This is a genomic window from Bacillus sp. FSL W8-0770 (assembly GCF_038008705.1).
In the GTDB taxonomy this organism is placed as follows: domain Bacteria; phylum Bacillota; class Bacilli; order Bacillales; family Bacillaceae_G; genus Bacillus_A; species Bacillus_A cereus.
The window spans coordinates 102511-121910 of sequence record NZ_JBBOZR010000002.1; the positions used below are offsets into that span (position 1 = coordinate 102511).

A 19400-nucleotide genomic window follows, 5' to 3' on the forward strand; every position below is an offset into this window, starting at 1 on the left:
TTAAAAGAAAACCCAAAAATGTTAACTACCTTTTCCCACCTGTCACTTATTCAAAACTGGCTTCCAAAGCGATAAGGCAAAAATCCAATTTGAGTCGCCATTTCCTTGATGATCTTGAACTGCTTCATACACTTTTCCCTCATGTACTACTCTATCGCCTTTAGTATATGCTTTTCTTGCATCCCATTTTTCATATGTGGAATCCTCTGACTTTGTTGTTACAGTCAAAACATCACTTCTACTAGATTCATTTCCAGCTAAATCAACCGCCGTCACTACATATTTATACGATGTATTAGCCTTCAAATCTTTATCCATAAAGGATGTATTAGCCGCTGTCCCAATTTTATTCATAACCCCAGCGCTTTCTCTATATACAATATAATGGTCAACACCTACATTATCTTCAGACGGACTCCACATCAAATCAACAGTTGTCGCTGTTGTACCCATACTATGTAATCCTTTTGGTTGAGTTGGAGCCTCTATATCTGGGATTGCATGTGTTGTCTTAACCTTTAGTTTTTCACTTTCTTTTGATATGTTTCCAGCAGAGTCTAATGCCTTTATTGTATAGGTATATTCCGTATCTGCTTTTAGTTTTTTATCAATAAAAGTTGTACCTGGTACCGTATCAATTACTTCGCCATTACGTAACACTTGATATTCTTTTACACCTATATTATCAGTAGAGGCCTTCCATGTTATTTCAACACTATTGGCAGAAACTTTAGAGGCATTTAATTCAGTTGGTTGACTTGGAGCTACTGTATCGGGAGTTTCATTATTTACTAGATTTACATCAATTACATTATAAAACGCATTTGACGTATCTGCTACATCCCATACAGCTAAAATAACATGATAACCATTGCGATCAGTTGGTACATTAATTGTATGTGTTAAATTATTTGATGCGGCAGAACCATCATGTTTCACAGTTCCAATTGGTTCTAATTCAGCACGTGTTAATGGTTTATTAGGATCCCATCCCTTTTTTGTAATGTAATAATGCCATTTACTTGTAGGATGTGCAGCTGTATATTTCCATGTAAAGGTATTTGCTCCACCCTTAATCGTGTTTTTGAACCAGCGATTTGATGTTTGTTGGTCAAGAATTCCTCCAAACAGTCCTCCTGCCGAAGCGATTTTTCCATCAATCGGTCCCCCATCTGGGAATCCTTTAGGTGCTTCTAGGCTTTGAGGTTCGTACATTATATTTCCACAATTTAAATTCAATGCTCCATAATTCTGACTACATAAAGCAGCACGGCTACTTGGCTTTTCAACAAATCCATGTGCATAAGCACTTTGAGGAATCATAGTAATAGCCGTTACCCCTGCAGCTAAAACACAAGCACCAATTCCTTTTTTACTTTTTCTTAATCTTTCCAATTTAGATGTAAATTTCAAATTCATTCTTGTCCCCCCAATATATTATTGTTATCGCTAATATAATAGCAATATAGAGATAAACGAACAAATTACTAATAAATATACTAATACCTCTCATACATTGGTACGTTTATTATTATTTTTAATCTCATATAAAAATAAAATAAATACAATAAGTCTATTTTGTAACATTATGTTTTTAAAAAAGAATAAAAACTTCGTTTAATTTCACAAAAAATTCAAATATTAAAACAGATAATTAAATCATGTAGGAAAAATAATTTTTTTATATTACAAAAAAGCAAAAAAAGTCTGGAAGAAACCGATTATATCCGTTTCTTCCAGACTTTCACTTCTTTTATAACACTCACAAATCCCTTAACCTTAAACATATACACTTGAGGTTAAAACCCACATAATCAATATAACCTATATGTTGACTAGCTTCTAAATGTTAAAATTCATAAATTAATAGTAACAGAACAATTAAAACAAGCCATTTAGCAATCACATATAATATTCTTACTAATTCAATCTAACGCTTAATTACTTATAAAATGACTTAAGGTATCTAGCTTAACTGTATTTTCTTTATTAATAACCATTGTCTATCCTGCATTTTCTTACTTTAAGCAGATTATCAAGAGATTGTTAATATTTAAGGAGAAAAGATTTGAAAACCCATTTTTCATTATCATATTCTAAAAATTTATTATATTATTTTTATCTAATAAGGCACAGAAACAACGGGTAAACTTCAGTGTGCTTGAGAAACGTTCTTAGGGTGAAACGTTTAAAGGGTACTTTAGTACTGAATTTTTATTAAATGTTCCTGTACCTAATATTTAAATTAACGTATGTCAAAATATTTTACAATACGAGTGTTAAACGTTACATATTTCTATATAAAATGATACATTTCATCAGCACGCCTCCCTAATATTTATGCTAAATATAGAAAATTCAGCTCGTTAGGATTTAATTTTAAAATTCTCATAAAAGCATATGATAGATTAGGCACGTAATTGTCACAAATTAATAGTCTATCTACTTTTTAATTACCTATGAAAACTCTATTACCGCTTTATTATTTACTCCTAAACTAAAGCACATCTATACCTACAATTTCTTAAAACTCTTTTAGATAATATTTCAAAAGAGTCGATAGTTTTATTTTTTTTATTTTTTTATTGTACATTTGTGCATTTGATGTTAGGATTATGCCTATTAAAATTGAATCCTAACGATTCTTCTTTATAATTTCCATATTTTAATTGTTAAATAAAAATATAGATTCTGATATATATTCAAAATCAGACCGAAAATATCTTTATTTTACAATGATGTCGTAGCATACCTTTAGAATGGAAAGATATATGCAACAACGTGTTAAGGGGTTACAGGAGGAACAAAAATGAGAGACTTTTTTGATGATAAGTACAAAAATATTGAATTAAAAAGGAGGTTAATCAATTTAATAAGTGAAATTAGCGAATTCAAAGGAAAATTAGCTGCTTATCAGGAACAAAACCCTGACATATTTAATAGTTTAGAAAAAACTATACCACTACATTACATAAAAAATTTCACAACTATTTATGAGGATATAAAAGTTCCTAATAAAAGATTAAAAGAACTTATTTTAGATGATATAGTACCTCAAAATATTTCTGAAGATGCTATTTTTTGTTATTATCAAACACTTTCTTTTGTACATAAAAACTCCTGTACTTTATCAATTAATCCAGCAACTATACAGGAATTACATTTTCAACTAATACATTACCTTACCTCTGACAGTGCCAAATGGCGTGAAAAACCTTTTATTATTCCAGGTATTCCTGAGCATGGAATGCACTTGAATAGTTACCGCATTCTTCCGCATGAACTCATTCCACAGTTTATGGAGCAATTATGTGATCAATACAACTCATTAAATACTAGTAAGGGGCTACATTCACTTTTATTAATAGCTCGTTTTATATTAAATTTTTATTGCATAGTCCCTTTCAATCAAGGTAATAACAGGCTGGCATTTATGTTAATGCAATTGCTGTTAATTAAGAGTGGACATACATTTGTAAAATATGTATGTTTGGATAAATATATTAAGAAAAATGAATCTGATTATTACAATTCGATTTATAAATCTTCGGTCAATTGGTACTGCGAGGAACATAATAATAGCTTTTGGTTAAAAACGTTTTTAACAATTATATTAGAGGCTTACAAAGATCTTCATAACACAGTTCTAGATTCTATATGTAAACATACTAAAGTTGAGAGAATTCAAGATTTTATACTTAAACAAAAACAACCTTTTACTAAGGAGAGTATTCGTAACACTTATCCAGATATTGCAGAAAGTACAATCAGTAAGGCTTTAAATTCCTTGCAAGTGTTTGGCCATATTAAGCTAGTTACAAAGGGAAGAAACGCAAAGTGGATTAAAATTTGACCATACTTTCAATACACCTGAGGTTTAAAAATTCAATTATAATCTTATCATTGAATTTCATTTTAATTTTAAGCTAATATTACTTTTTTAGTTATTTCTAATTCCAACAAAACATTTTATAGGAAAAGGTCCGCTTCCCCCGCCTTTTCCTATAATAAAATGAAATATAAACATAAAATAATTGTCGAAAAAAGTCTTATTTTAATATTTTTTCTTTATTTTCTGGTTGTAAACGCTTCTATTTCGTGTTACCATCTTAATCAAACAATAGATGGTCATAAAAATGAAAGTATTTCTTTCCCTTAGAAACATATAAGCGTACGGTAATATCATGAAAATAAGGCCAAAGGAATATTTGATACCTACCAAAATAATTAATAAGAATTTTGCCGCATTATTTTTCTGATTATTAAGAAAATACATTTTGTCCCTAAACAAAATTTGTTAGTGCGCAAGATTCAAATACACTAGAACACCCAAATAAATGAAATATCCTTTTTCATTGAGCATTAAGGTATGGAAAAAGAATTCTTCCTACAAAATTCAGATGATTAACTTAAAGGCATCTAAATTACTACCTTAATCGCCATCTATTGTTGATAACATATTTACCAACTATGAAAAAGAGCCTATCAATGGTTCTTTTTTGTTATAATCATTGAAATTTTAATTCTATCTTGAAACTTAGATTTTCACACAAATTACCTCTACTTTTTTCCTCTCAATTATTGAATTAATAATATAGCACATCAAATTTATCAATTCTTACATCCAATTCGATTAAATTAATGAATAAAATTCAATTATATAAAAATAATAACTACAACTAATCGGTATATATTAAAGAGGTGTCAATTTTGTCCTTAAATGAAGAGACCTTAGAAACTAAGACATATAAAACCATTGAAAAGATCGAAACAAATAACCTAAAACAACTTAAAAATACACTAGATAATATCTTTGATATTAGTGCAGATTTGATTGAACATCCTTTGCAATTAAAAACAAACACGAATATTTTACTTTATTATTTTGAAGGCCTTACAGATGGTGTTGCATTAAAAGCCAATGTTGTTACACCATTATTACAAGAAGTAAATGAAGACAGTCAAATTTTTAATTCTAATATTATTGCTACTCATACAAAAATCGTATATACATGGAATGAAATTAAAGAAGGATTACTTGAGGGTCAATGTGTACTGTTTATGGAAGGAGAAAATCGGTCACTTCTAATAAATACAAAAGGCTGGGCAGAGAGAGCCATTCAAGAACCAATTTCAGAAGTTACTATTAAAGGCTCACATGATGGTTTTATTGAGAATGTCACAAAAAATATAGGCCTAATTCGTCGATATATTCCTTCTACAGAGTTAAAAATCAAAAAGCTGACGATTGGAGAACGAGCCACTTCTTTAGTCTATTTAATTTACTTAGGTGATGTAGCAAACGCAGATGTAGTCCAAGAAATAGAAACTAGAATCTGCAAAATCAAAACAGATGCGGTATTAAGTATTGGAGAGCTATCTAATTATACAAAAGATCAAAATTGGACTCCTTTTCCACAGGCTTATTTAAGCGAACGTCCAGACGCTATTTCAAACCATATACTTGATGGGAAAGTAGCAGTGTTAATGGATAGATCCCCTGGTGCTATGGTTGTTCCTATGAATTTGATTGGATTTTTTCAAACCCCAGATGACTATAATATTCATTGGCTCATTGCATCTTTTTTTCGCTTATTACGATTTGCAGGATTTATTATAGCTATTTTTTTACCCGCATTTTATATTGCTATAGTATCCTTTCACTTTGAGATCATTCCTATAGATTTATACACTTCTATTGCAACGTCAAGAGTTAAGGTCCCCTTCTCTCCCTTATTGGAAGCTTTTATAATGGAAATTACACTGGAAATGCTACGTGAAGCTGGTATTCGCTTACCACAACCTATTGGACAAACTATTGGTATTGTTGGAGGGATTGTAATTGGACAGGCGGCTGTTCAAGCTGGACTTGTGAGTAACGTTATGGTTATTATCGTATCTATTACAGCCATTGCATCATTTATTGTTTCTAATTATGATTTATCAAGTTCTATACGCCTTATTCGTTTTCCAATGATGTTATTGGCATACTTTTATGGGGTTGTAGGTATTGTTAGTGGATTAATGCTCTTATTTGCTCATTTTGTTTCACTGACTTCCTATGGTTCACCATACGGATTGCCAATCGCGCCATTTCGGCTTCAAGAGTTAAAAGATTCTTTTGTAAGGTTTCCTATTTCGATGATTACCACCCGCTCGAGTACTGGACAGCCGAAACAAGAAAAGAAAAAAGAAGGTGGTCCGCATGGGGAATCTTAAATTCAAAAATATAACTTTATTCGAATTTATTATTTTCATCCATTCGCTGCAACTTGCATCTGGTATGTTAATTATGCCAAGCCCACTTGCTACTACTGCTGGTACAGATGGCTGGATTTCGATCATTCTCGGATGGATAGTTACTTCTATAATCGGTGTAATTATTATATTAATGTTACAAAAAAATCCCAAAAAAAATTTCTCACAAATCTTAAAAACATACTTTGGTAAATGGATAGGAACAATTCTTTTTCTTGCATATGCCTCTTATCTATTTTTTGCTGGATTTAATACTTTATTAAAGGCAACTGATATTGTAAAAGTGTGGATATTCCCTTCCACTCCTGCTTATCAAATCACCATATTATTACTATTACCTTTTATTATTTTAGCTCTGAGTGGGTTAAGGGCTCTTACTAGTTATTCTATGCTTGTTTTCTTCTTCACTACTTGGATGCCACTATTTCTTCTTTTTTCACTAAAGACTAACTACAACCCTTTACACCTACTACCTATTTTTAAAGATGGATTATACCCTATTATAAAGGCAACAAAAGAAACCATTACACCTTATGCTGGCTTAGAAATTGCATATTATATATACCCGTTCTTACAAAAAAAACAAAAAGCCATAAAAGGGCTGCTAATAGCGAATACTGGAACTATGCTTTTCTATCTATATGTGACTATTCTTTCTTATATATACTTTAGTCCAGAGGGGATAAAAGACGTAATCTGGCCAGTATTTCATCTGTTAAAAGGGGTTCGTTTTTCTTTCATGGAAAGATTAGAAATTATATATATCGCTTACTACTTGATTGTATTTTCCACTACAATATATCCGTATTTATTTTTCAGTTTTGAATCTGTGACCATTTCACTTCAAAAAAACGTTCGTAATTGGGCGCTACTTGCTTTTATGTTATTTATAGTTAGTCTATTTATTTTCCTAAATCCCGATGTGGATCAATATTTGTTTATATATTCTCTTATGGATATCTTAAATGTCGTTTTCTTTATTCTATTACCAATTATTTTTTTCGTTTACAGTATTCTTTTTACTTGGGTTACTAGGAGGAAACAACTTTGATTCGAAAATGGATATGGGTTTTAATTTGTTGTGTATATATAATTGGTTGTAGTCAAAGAATTCCTCTTGAGAAGGTTTCATTAATCCTGTTAATTGGCTTGGATAGAACCGCTAATGGAGACATAAAAGTTGGAACAAGTATACCACTCTTTCATCATAAGCAACAAAAAAGTACTATAGAACATTGGACAAAAGCATCAACTGTATATACTGGATTCAGTAAGATAGATACAAAGTTAACGGGCTTTATGACAGCTTCCAAAGCTGAAATCATTTTAATTGGGAAAAAATTAGCGCAAGAAGCAAATTGGTTACAGGAGCTTGATTCTTCTTACCGTGATCCTTACGCTACCATTAATGCAAAAGTAGTACTTGTAGATGGGCCTGCAGAAGAAATTTTTAAAATGTATAAGCCTAGTAAACCATCACTATCATCTTATATAAATGGTGTAATCGAATCCTCAATTCAAAATAACCAATCCGTCTCTTCTACAATTCAGCAATTAATGAGAGAACAAAATGAAGATGGAATGACGCAAACTGTTCCAATTATCAAAAAAACAAAGAATGAAATCGACACAGTAGGAATTGCATTTTTAAATCGAAAAGGGAAATATTTAACTTATATCCCTAAAAAAGATGTTAAATTTTTCAATCTTTTAAATAAGTCAAAAAGTAACGGGCGAATGATACTACACCTTGCACTGCCTCCTAAAAATTCCAACAAAAAAACAAATACTTCTATCTTCGTACAGAACGCGACAAGGAAGGTAGATGTTACTTTTCAAAACGGAAAGTTTGTATTTAATCTCGATATATATGCTAATGTAGCTTTAATAGAAAAAACCAATCCGAATTTAATTAAGGGGTACTATGATAATAAAAAAAATATATATCATTTAAAAAGTGCTATTCAAAAAGAAATTAATAATAATTTACAAAATATATTAAATGAAATACAACAGAATAAAATTGATCCAATCGGATTATCCCTATATGCTAGAGCTTTTCAATATAAAGAATGGAAAAAAGTAAAAGGAGATTGGTTGCAAGCGTTAGCAGAGGCTAAAATAAATGTAAAGACGCACGTCAAAATAAAAGATACTGGGACCATTAGAAATTAAAATAGACTAGTCTATTCTTCTGCTTAAAAGTATTTCTAAGTAGAAATTCCCTCTTTAATAATTATTATGCAAAAGATGCTAACTCGAAAAACTCTTTCCGTTCTCTTAAAAAGGCAATAATTTAAGAGGAACCATTTATATGCCTAATAACTCAAATAAAATCGATACTATACTTAGGTTAGATCTTAAAATCTAAAAACCTTATTCCAAACTTAGACCTAATTGATTGCTCCTCTCCCTTCCTTGGGGCTAAGTAGCTAGCTTTTGCTAGCTGCTTTTTTTATTAAACGGATAAAATTCGATATTCTAACAATACTACTCATAATACAACTTGAGCAGTTAACTTTTGTTAGCTGCTCTTTATTTGTACAAGGTACTCAATTGACTGGCGCACATATAATATCCTGAGTTCCTTTCTTTATAAAATAGTCGTTATAAAATGAGACTCGTCACGAGAGCACTTTACTAAGTGCTCTTTTTATACTCCAACTTAATACAAAATGAAAGTTTGATTAAGCTTATTTTTACTACCGCATAACATGTTTAATTCTGCTTATAATATAGTTGTAACTTAAAGTTACATATCTTTTACTTGTAGGGCCTAATTTTCTTTTGTACAACAAGCAGTTAGCTAATTAAGCTGGCTGCTTTGTTTTGCAAAAAGAAGTTTTTATACGATTTTAAACACATTTAAAAATAAATTCATATGATATTACGTATTCCTCTCTTTTACAAAATGGATTTTGGTCAAAAGAGTACTTTTACGAAGTGCTCTTTTCTCATGGAATTAAAGCTCTACAAAATAGCATTTTTGTTTAGTTTCACTCTAAAAGTAAAATTTTCATTTTTTCATTCCACCAAGTTCATAACATATTCTTTTCCCCCGATAAAATAATGATTAGGTGTCCCATGCGCATTTTATCCACTGGAAATAATACCTTTCACGTACTTACGTATTAGAAACTTCATTTCTGCTTCTTCTGCAATAGCAATTTTGTTCACTTTTTTGATACATTTATGAAACATTCACATGTTATCTTCAATATGTTCTATTCTTTTTGAAAAACCATGTGAGAATACCAAAACAAGAAGCCCTAGAGCCCTAACTCTAAGGCTTCTTGTTTTCAAATAAGGATTTTGTATTAAATCTGCACCAAGATTAAGAAGCATACATACCATATCTTGTGCACCTTTTTTACATAAATCTTGATCATTGGGCGCCTTTAAAAGCGCTCTTTTTTGTTGATAAACTACACAAAGAGAAAAAAAACGCATACAATGTCACGTATTCTTTTTCATTGTAAGTTTGGGTGGAAGAGCGTCCTGGAGGACGCTCTTTATATTTGTTTATAAACAAATAATTTACTTAAAAATACTCACAGTTTGTATAAACCAAACATATATTTACATAGACAAGACATAGCTTTTTATTTAACAAAATAACTATTTTGTTAAATTCTTTATTAGTTCATTGCTTTCATAACTACTTTCTCTAGCTTTTTTAACAAATGAAATCTAATATTAAATTTCTAAATGTATACTGTACTAAACACCAGTTAACACTATATACATAGTGTTAACTATCTTAATTGAATATTAGTAATAGTAAGTATAAATATTATCAATTTACTATATCTTACATTTATGTAAAAATAGATGTATGTTAAGCTTATTCAAAATCTTTCCCCTAATAAAGATTTGAAGTAGCATTTCATGATTCTCCTTACTGTTAATATGCCTTGAAAAAGAACCCTATAGGGTTCTTTTTCTTTTCATTATAACCTCAGTAAGTCCTTATTTAGCATGTAAAAAGGACTGCTAATTACCTGCAGCCCTTTACACTTCAAAGTTTAGAAGTATACAATAACAAATCTTTCCCAGCTTCCAGCTACATAACTAGTAGCCGTTAATTCTCTACCACCATTTGCTGATATATACCTACCATTACTGAGTGCTTGTAATACATATATCCTATTGTCTCCACCATTATATAAGATAAACTTTTCCCATGTCCCAATTGATGTACGATCTGCTACTACTCTACCATTTGGCTCAAACGAAACATACTTCCCATTACTTTTGGCTTTTAAAGCGTACGTATATAATTCTCCAGTCGGAATTAATTCAAATTTCTCCCATTCATTAACTACATTACGATTTGCTGTTACATTTCCCAAAGGCTCAGCAGAAACATATTGTAAATTTGCTGCCTGTATAGCAACTGTCCAACTTCCATTAAATAAATTCACGCCTTTTAATGTAGCTGCTTTTGATAGGTTGGCTGCAGATACATCATTGGATGGTGTAATCATAAATATCATTAAAACCATCGACAACACCATTAAAACTAAATTTTTTGAGACTGTATTACCTCTTGCACGTGTTATAAACCTTTTCATTCCCATTCCTCCCTTAATATACATAGAACTCATCTACATCATATCAAATATGTAAAACATTGTAATATTTGAGAGTATTTATCAACAAATACCCTACTATTCTGTTTCTTTTTTCTCAAATCTATTGCACTTAAACATTTATTAATTCAAAAACATATTTATAAAAAAATGTAGCATTTGATGGCAACGAGAGTATATAAAAAAGAGAGCGTATTGTTAAATAAAAGCCAAATAGCCGTTCATAATGAACGACTATTTGCATCTAACTAATAATTAGAATGTTCTTCATATTAATCTATTTTGTTTAATCCCGTTGAAGTAACTTGATAGATTCTTTTTTTGCCTATATATTCTTGTTTATTATTCTCAAAGTTAATAAGTGTAGCGCGTGTCTTTTCCTTTACTGCTTCCCCTTCTATATGGGTCAACTCAATGTAATCTCCCACTTTTACCGGCACGGTTTGACTTTCAGCAGTTTGTTGACTATTTCCCACTATATCCTTATTGTATACAACACTACCGGTTGAATTCTTTACTGTAATACTTGCATACGTATTATTAAAGTAAGAATGTGGTACGCCTGCTTCTAAATTCACCTGCATTTTCTCTGTTGTCCTATTATAATCAACTTTTGCGATTTCTCTATCACTATATCCTTTTAAAGACCACCCAAAATGATTTCCATCTAAAACTGTTGTTTCTGGCATTTTTTCTACTTTCTTCAAGCCTTCTTTTGTAACTTCGTACATGACTTTTTTTCCAAAGCTTTCTTGTTTACTGCTGTCTACATTTATTAAAGTAGCTCTATGCACACCTTCTAGGTGTGTCAACTCAATATAATCTCCTACTTTAACTGGAACCTTTTGCGATTCAGCATTTTGTTGTTTGTTTCCATAAATGTCTTTATTGTATACTACTTTCCCCGTTGCATTTTGTACTTTAATACTCGCATACGTTTCATTAAAATAATGATGCGGTACGCCTGCTTTTAAGTCGATTTGCATTTCTTCTGTCGACTTATTAAAATTAACTTTTGCAAACTCGAAATCACTAATTCCTTTTAGGGACCATGCAAATTGATTTCCATCTAAAACTGTTGTTTCTGGCATTTTTTCTACTTTCTTCAAGCCTTCTTTTGTAACTTCGTATATGACTTTTTTTCCAAAGCTCTCTTGTTTACTATTATCTACGTTTGTGAGAGTAGCTCTATGCACACCTTCTAGATGTGTTAACTCAATATAATCTCCTAATTTGACTGAAACTTTTTGCGATTCAGCATTTTGTTGTTTATTTCCATAAATGTCTTTATTGTATACTACTTTTCCTGATGCATTTTGGACTTTAATACTCGCATATGTTTCATTAAAATAATGATGCGGTACGCCTGCTTTTAAGTCCACTTGCATTTCTTCTGTCGATTTATTGAAATTAATTTTAGCAAACTCAAAATCACTAATTCCTTTTAGGGACCATGCAAACTGCTTTCCTTCTAAAATACTAGAAGAGTTCGGTATATCTGAATTAAAACCTAAGTTATCTAATATAGTTTTTAAATCAGGTAAAACACCTATTCTATCATTCCACGGATCTTGAGATTTTGTTCCTGTATTCGGATTACTTAAGATATTTCTTAATTCTACTGGTGTATAAGGAGAGCCTCGATGTTCTTTAGCAATACCTTGTATCGAAGTTGCTGCTCCAGCAATAATTGGTGAAGCACTTGATGTTCCACTAAATGTTGATGTATATAAATTTGTAGTATTTTGACTTGGATTTGCTGATGTTGTATCAACATTTTCTCCCCATCCATATACATCTAATCGACTTCCATAATTTGAAAACCATAAACGTTTATGTGGAACAGTTGATGATCCCGCCCCAACCATAATAGCACCTGAATCCTTGAAGTCTGGACTATTTCGATTTAAGATCTTTTTTCCATTACGATCTTTAAAATTATCTAAGTCGTTTGAACCATTTGCGCCAGCTTCTATAAGAATAATCCCTTTATCTGCACCAACACGAATTGCATCAAAAATATCTGGATGTACTTCTACAGGTAAATATTTATCCCCATACCCATCATACGAAGCTTGTGCCTCTAATAAAAGAATATCTCCCGCTTGTAAATTATGTACAGCACTTAAAATAGCATCCGCCGTATTATAAATTCCATTATCCCTAATCTGGGATATTACTTTTACATTTGCTTTTGGTGCAATTCCAATATTTCCAATTTGATTATCTTCAGATGAAACAATTCCTAATACAGAAGTACCATGAGCTCTATGCTGGCTTATATTTTGTCCCGACATAAGCTTAATATTTTTATTGACTAAATCCTCATGGTTCAATAACCATCCATATTCCATATCCACAAAAGTTGTACCCTTCCCATCACCACCTTTAATGCTCCAAGCATGCGAGGCATTAATTCCCTTTGGTGCCGCTTCAAGATATCCTTGATTTTTAAATCTAGGATCATCGTACGGATTAACAGATAAATTTGGTAACTGTATTTCAGGGGGTGTCAAAATTTGTTTTTCTTGTATATAAGCCTCCTCTACGAGAGAAGATGTTTCAAATTTTTTCAGTAATAATTCTATTTCTATGTTATTAGGAGCTTGTACAATATAATAATTTAATAAATTATTAGCTGATTCATTAGCAACTGATTTAGATTGTACTGATAACTTTTCAATCTCTATCGGATTTACAGATGAGAACAGACGATTCAAAGTAAGTTCTGTATTTTCGGAAAATAACTGCTTTAAATTGTTATCATAATCCCCATTTTTTATTCGTTTCTCAATACCATCTTCATAAGGTAAGTCAATTTGATTTTTAAACTTTACAATTAATCTTTCTTCCTGTGAATCTCTTTCTTTGTATGTGACATTATTAGATTCAGCGTAAACTTTATTATGAATACTATCATTTTGTAGGATTAGATCTGTTCCTACAAATGTGGTCATTGCAATTGATGAAATTAGAAACCCTTTAAATATGTTCATACTATACCCGCCAATCTATATTCTCTTAAGCATTTTTTAATGCGTATAATGGTTAAGATTTTTATATAATATATAAATCTATAATTTAACTTTTGTATTGAAATCTATGGCTTTATTAATAATCCCATAGAGGTAACCTGATATATTCTTTTCTTTCCCATATACTCCTGTTTACTATTCTCAAGATTAGTAAGTGTGGCGCGTGTCTTTTCCTTTTGTGCTTCTCCCTCTATATGAGTAAACTCAATACAATCTCCTACTTTGACTGAAACAGTTTGGCTCTCAGCAGATTGTTGTCTATTTCCTATAATTTCTTTATTGTACAAAATATTACCGGATGAATTCTGGACTTTAATGCTTGCATACGTATTAGTAAAATAAGAATGGGGGATACCCGCTTCTAATTTAATCTGCATTTTTTCTGTTGCTTTGTTATATTCTATTTTCGCGATTTCTCGATCATTATATCCCTTTAATGACCAAGCGAATTGATTTCCATCTAAAACCGTTGTTTCTGGCATTTTCTCTACTTTCTTCAAGCCTTCTTTTGTCACTTGATACCTCGCTGTCTTTCCAATGGTTTCATTTTTGTTATTTTCAAGGTTAGTTAAAGTTGCTCGCGTTTTTTCCTTTGTTGCTTCTCCTTCTATATGGGTAAATTCAATGTAATCCCCTACCTTGACGGGCACAGTTTGGCTTTCAGCATTTTGTTGTTTATTTCCCACGATTTCCTTATTGTACAGAACGTTGCCAGAAGAATTTTGAACCTTAATACTCGCATATGTAATAGCAAAATAGGAATGTGGTACACCTGATTCTAGTTTTACCTTCATCTCTTCTACTGTTTTATCATAATCTACTTTTGCAATTTCTCTATCACTATATCCTTTTAATGACCACGCAAACTTGTTTCCTTCTAAAATTGTTGCTTCTGGCATTTTTTCTACTTTCTTCAGGCCTTCCTTTGTAACTTCGTATATAGCTTTTTTTCCAAAGCTCTCTTGCTTACTATTATCTACATTTGTAAGAGTAGCTCTATGTACACCTTCTAGATGTCTTAACTCTATATAATCGCCTACTTTGACTGGAACTTTTTGCGATTCAGCATTTTGCTGTTTGTTTCCATAAATCTCTTTGTTATAGACCACTTTACCTGATGTGTTTTGCACTTTAATACTTGCATATGTACTATCAAAGTAGTTATGTGGTACACCTGCTTTTAGATCTATTTGCATTTCTTCTGTTGATTTATTTAAATTTACTTTCGCAAATTCAAAATCTCCAATCCCTTTCAACGACCATGCAAATTCATTACCTTCAAAAATGTTTGGAGATTCATTTTTGATTTGTACCTTTTTCTCAACAGTTTGATCAAATATATCCGTTAATACAATTTTTGCATAAGCACTTGTTGGTAATGATATAGATTGACTGATTCCATTTTGATAAGATTTAATATCATCAATTACGCTAATAGGTTGGCCCGTCATATTTTCATTGTTATAAATCTCAATTTTCCCCTTAAATTGCGGTGTACTATTTTCTTTTAGTTTCCAAGATACATTTAATTTTTCATTTTCATAATATATAGATTGGATATCATAATCTAGTTTTCCTATTTCAGGTTGAGTAGGTTGATTTAGCGTGAATATTTTTCCTGCCCCAATAGTAGACTGCGTATTACCTCCTGCTTTGACCCATACATATTCTGAAGTAGCTCCTCCATCATATTGATAAGTATTATCATGCGTTCCAGAAATACTTTGATTATTCCAAGAACTCCATTGTTTATCAACTAATTTTCGGCTATAACCATTTTTCAGGCGCGCTTCTCGAACATTCTGTCCACTATCAGCCCAGTCTTCTTGAAACATTCCTAACCCATGATTAAATGCAACATTAGCAACCGGAAAGTCCATAATTGCAATTTGATGCCATTTATTCTTTGTTACATCTTTCATCCATTGTCCAAATTTAGTATGACCATTTTCTTGCCATGAACGCATTGTCATTGTGTACCAATTGTAGTCTTTCCAACCATAAGTTGTTTGAACCTTCATTCCTGTTCCTTCTCCTCCAAAGGGTCCAGCTTGCGAATTCGGAGATAAGTATTCGGCCTTTATTGCTTCTTTAGAGGAAATTGGATCCCATAAGGCAAAATGTAAAGTACGTTTTCCATTTTCATCGAACCCACTTTGTTGTTGAAAACCAGCATATCCTCCAGCTTCACCACCTGCATTCCAGTTGTGTACAGCCCAGTACGTATAAGGTGGTGTCTGAACTGGTGACCAGTCTATACTAATAATATCTGAGGCAGGTATATTTTTGGGACTCACATAAACTGCTGGAGCAGCTGAATGTGTTGCAGATTTAGTGTGCAAAATAGACGTTCCAAACATAGAAAACATGCTACATGCTGCGGTCATTATAATAACTTTATTAAATCTTTTCTTCGTTTTCTGACTAATCACTAATCTACATCCTTTTCTAATTTTTATTGTTTCCCGACAGAAGACTCCTTCTTCAAAAATGTGAAGGTGTAAAACACCAATTTTAGGTGGGAGATGAATGTCGGTTGGCATAAGCCAACATGTTTGTTATCATTTACTTATACAGATTGCTCTTTGAAAACTGAAGATATGGGGTTGGTTGCAGAAAAACGTTGCAACCGTAAAATCTTCAACGTTCTATCGCCCCATGCTTACCGAAGTTGCGAAAACCAAGCTAAAGTAGGGAGTGTGGTGCGTTAACGTACAAGATACTTATGTTCTCACCGTAGGGACTACGGGTAGAGCCTGCTAAGAAAACCGGTGGATACACCGGTTTTCGCAGGAATCTCCCACTTCAAAAAGTCCGTAAGGGCGTTAAGTGGTGAGTAGTTCAATATTGAATAATAACTTAGTAGAGAAATCTATCAAAATTCAAGCAACATCCAGTAAATCTTTAAAATACTGCCCCAATTTTATGTTGTTCTATCTTTACATCTGATTCTTTCATGTTATTTGATTGTAATTGGTTTCCATAAAGATAACGCAAATATCCAATTCGGGTCCCCATTTCCTTGATGACTTTGAACCGCTTCATACACTGTCCCTTGATGTTCAACTTTATCGCCCTTTGTATATGCCTTCTTTGGATCCCATTTCTCATAAGATACATTTTGATCTTTTGTTTTTACCAGAAGAATTTCACTTTGAATTGATGTATTTCCAGCTGCATCTACAGCCTTCACTGCATATTTGTATTCCTTATTAACTGTTAAGTTTTGATCAGTAAACGTCGTTCCTTGTACCGTTTGAATCAATTGTCCATCGCGTAATACCTGATATTCTTTTACACCTACATTATCTGTAGAAGGATTCCATTTTAGCTCTACACTGTTAGAAGTAAGGTTGCTTGCATATAATCCTTGTGGCTGTGTTGGAGATTCTGTGTCCGGTTTCGGATTAACAATTTGATTTACTTTCTTCAGACCTTCCTTTGTAACTTCGTACATGGCTTTTTTTCCAAAACTCTCTTGTTTACTATTATCTACATTTGTGAGAGTAGCTCTATGCACACCTTCTAAATGTGTCAGCTCAATATAATCTCCTACTTTGACTGAAACTTTTTGTGATTCAGCATTTTGTTGTTTGTTCCCATAAATGTCTTTATTGTACATTACTTTACCTGATGCATTTTGTACTTTAATACTCGCATATGTTTCATTAAAATAATGATGTGGTACGCCTGCTTTTAAATCAATTTGCATTTCTTCTGTTGATTTATTGAAATTGATTTTTGCAAACTCGAAATCACTAATTCCTTTTAGTGACCATGCAAACTGGTTTCCTTCTAAAATATTATTTACATTAGGCATATCTGGTTTAATTGGATTAGAATCCGTACCCTTCCAAATCTCTGCTGTTAAAATCGGATATCCTAATGCAGCTACTTTTTGAATTGTATCGTTATTTGGACGTAATCCCCAATTCTCAAAGAAAGGAATTAAATTTTGTTTGGCTACTTTTGATGCTGAAATCATAAATAGTTGTTTTTTATTTTCATCAGTTTGTGGAAGTTCACTTGAAGGCATGTCTCTATACAATTGATGTAATTTAGGATAGAAATCCTCTCCATACGCTAACTGTAGTTGCCAAAGCATAACAAGCTTTACAAAAACATCGCTAATTTCATCATAATTTTTATTCACTTGTTCTAGATATTGAAATGCTTTTGGATAAATTCCACTTTTCTCTAAGTTGGATGGTTGATTAAATGCTTTTTCTACAGAAAGGCTGTATATATTATTTTGTACTTCTGTCATATTATAAAACTTCCAGGGCGATTGTTGTCTCAAATGTCCTGCCTCATGCCAAGGGCCCCAGCCATCTGTTATAAATTTATTAATATCTAACACGTATTGGATTGCATCTCCTACATATGCTGTTCGATAAGAAGTTGCATACATATAATAATCAGGAGAATGATTTTCTTCTACGTAATGAACATAATGTTTATCTACTTGTTCTTCAGATAATCCAGCTACTTTGTCTTGAATTCGAGTAGCTTCATCCATCTTTTTTAAGAGTTGTACAGGATCTGTATTAGAACCCAACAAATATTTCTTAACACGTGCAGGGCTAGCCGTAATTAATACACGTTCTCCTTTTAACTCTACTGCATGTGCATTAGGATACTGGTCCAGCATGTTTATTAAATCTTGTTTCGTATGCTTTCCTAGTTCAAAGAAAGGCGTAGTCGTTCCACCTGTTGTAATTGTTGTTCGAATGCTACCACCTTGTTGTTTATTATAAAAATAAATCATCCCCCCATTTGGAGATTGGATTGTGTTTATACCAGGTTTTAATGTAAATGATTTTATCTTAGAATCTTCTCTCCAAGAAGCATCATACGAATACGTTCCAATATACACCTGAATATCTTGATTACCTTCTACATTAATCGTTATTTGTTCATTTGGCTTTGCATATAAACCAGTTGGTTCATATGGACTAAATGCCATACTTTTTCTTTCCTGTTGTTTCAGTACCTCAACATCCCCTTTTCCTGGGACTGTAAATGTTCTATTTTCTGATTTAACTGATTTTTCACTTTGCAGTGATGTCGATAAATTTTTTTGCTGCTGCGTTTCCTCTGCAAAGACATCTGATGAAGAAATCATTCCAGTCGCAAGCATAGTTACTGTAGCAGTAGCTGCAAGTATTTTTCTAGTTTTATGTTTTGAATTATTCCCCATATTATCTCCCTCATTTTTCCTTAGTACTCTTAAGGATTTTTTGTTTTCTTCTTCATGTTTTTACAATCTAAACTATTCATACTATTTAAGTTGTGTCTATTACTCTATATTTTTATATATATATCTCCTTTTCTTTATGTATTATTGTATATAAATGTTATTTGATGACACATTAAATAACAACTTTACGATAAACTCATCGATAACAGCCTATTATGTTTTGATTCTGTATTCTAAACTTCCCTCCAATTGGAGAAATATATCCAAATGGAGAAATAAGTAAATAAATTTCAACATTTAAGGGTTGGGATCTCA

General features: G+C 31.9%; 10 protein-coding genes. 4 read left to right on the forward strand and 6 right to left on the reverse strand.

Annotated elements, in window-relative coordinates; genetic code table 11:
- Window positions 1-42: 42 nt before the first annotated feature.
- On the reverse strand, window positions 43-1419 hold the full coding sequence (locus NST27_RS27360) for a lytic polysaccharide monooxygenase (RefSeq protein ID WP_001049447.1): 1377 nt from the start codon (window positions 1417-1419) through the stop codon (window positions 43-45).
- 1390 nt (window positions 1420-2809) lie between these two features.
- Here NST27_RS27360 and NST27_RS27365 point away from each other — a divergent pair.
- The 4 genes from NST27_RS27365 to NST27_RS27380 all read left to right on the forward strand — a co-directional run bounded on the left by NST27_RS27365 (window position 2810) and on the right by NST27_RS27380 (window position 8433).
- Window positions 2810-3853 (forward strand): Fic family protein, encoded by a 1044-nt coding sequence (locus NST27_RS27365; protein ID WP_001204220.1) that lies wholly within the window; start codon window positions 2810-2812, stop codon window positions 3851-3853.
- A gap of 857 nt (window positions 3854-4710) precedes the next feature.
- Window positions 4711-6219, forward strand: coding sequence for a spore germination protein (locus NST27_RS27370; RefSeq protein ID WP_047387432.1), 1509 nt, complete (start codon window positions 4711-4713; stop codon window positions 6217-6219).
- The gene (locus NST27_RS27375; RefSeq protein WP_047387435.1) at window positions 6206-7309 is read left to right on the forward strand and encodes a GerAB/ArcD/ProY family transporter; all 1104 of its coding nucleotides are present in this window, start codon (window positions 6206-6208) and stop codon (window positions 7307-7309) included. The genes NST27_RS27370 and NST27_RS27375 overlap by 14 nt, the downstream gene beginning before the upstream one ends.
- Window positions 7306-8433, forward strand: coding sequence for a Ger(x)C family spore germination protein (locus tag NST27_RS27380; RefSeq protein WP_047387438.1), 1128 nt, complete (start codon window positions 7306-7308; stop codon window positions 8431-8433). The genes NST27_RS27375 and NST27_RS27380 overlap by 4 nt, the downstream gene beginning before the upstream one ends.
- 1026 nt (window positions 8434-9459) lie before the next feature.
- On the opposite strand, the gene NST27_RS27385 is transcribed toward NST27_RS27380, so the two are convergent.
- From NST27_RS27385 to NST27_RS27405, 5 genes are all read right to left on the reverse strand, one after another.
- On the reverse strand, window positions 9460-9708 hold the full coding sequence (locus NST27_RS27385; protein WP_047387441.1) for a hypothetical protein: 249 nt from the start codon (window positions 9706-9708) through the stop codon (window positions 9460-9462).
- 575 nt (window positions 9709-10283) lie between these two features.
- Entirely contained in the window at window positions 10284-10832 is a 549-nt protein-coding gene (locus NST27_RS27390) for a fascin domain-containing protein (RefSeq protein WP_047387444.1), read from the reverse strand.
- 290 nt (window positions 10833-11122) lie between these two features.
- The gene (locus NST27_RS27395; protein WP_047387447.1) at window positions 11123-13846 is read right to left on the reverse strand and encodes a putative mucin/carbohydrate-binding domain-containing protein; all 2724 of its coding nucleotides are present in this window, start codon (window positions 13844-13846) and stop codon (window positions 11123-11125) included.
- Between the two features lie 104 nt (window positions 13847-13950).
- Entirely contained in the window at window positions 13951-16317 is a 2367-nt protein-coding gene (locus tag NST27_RS27400) for a putative mucin/carbohydrate-binding domain-containing protein (RefSeq protein ID WP_047387449.1), read from the reverse strand.
- A 527-nt stretch (window positions 16318-16844) separates the two neighbouring features.
- The gene (locus NST27_RS27405) at window positions 16845-19085 is read right to left on the reverse strand and encodes a M60 family metallopeptidase (protein ID WP_000527906.1); all 2241 of its coding nucleotides are present in this window, start codon (window positions 19083-19085) and stop codon (window positions 16845-16847) included.
- Window positions 19086-19400 lie beyond the last annotated feature (315 nt).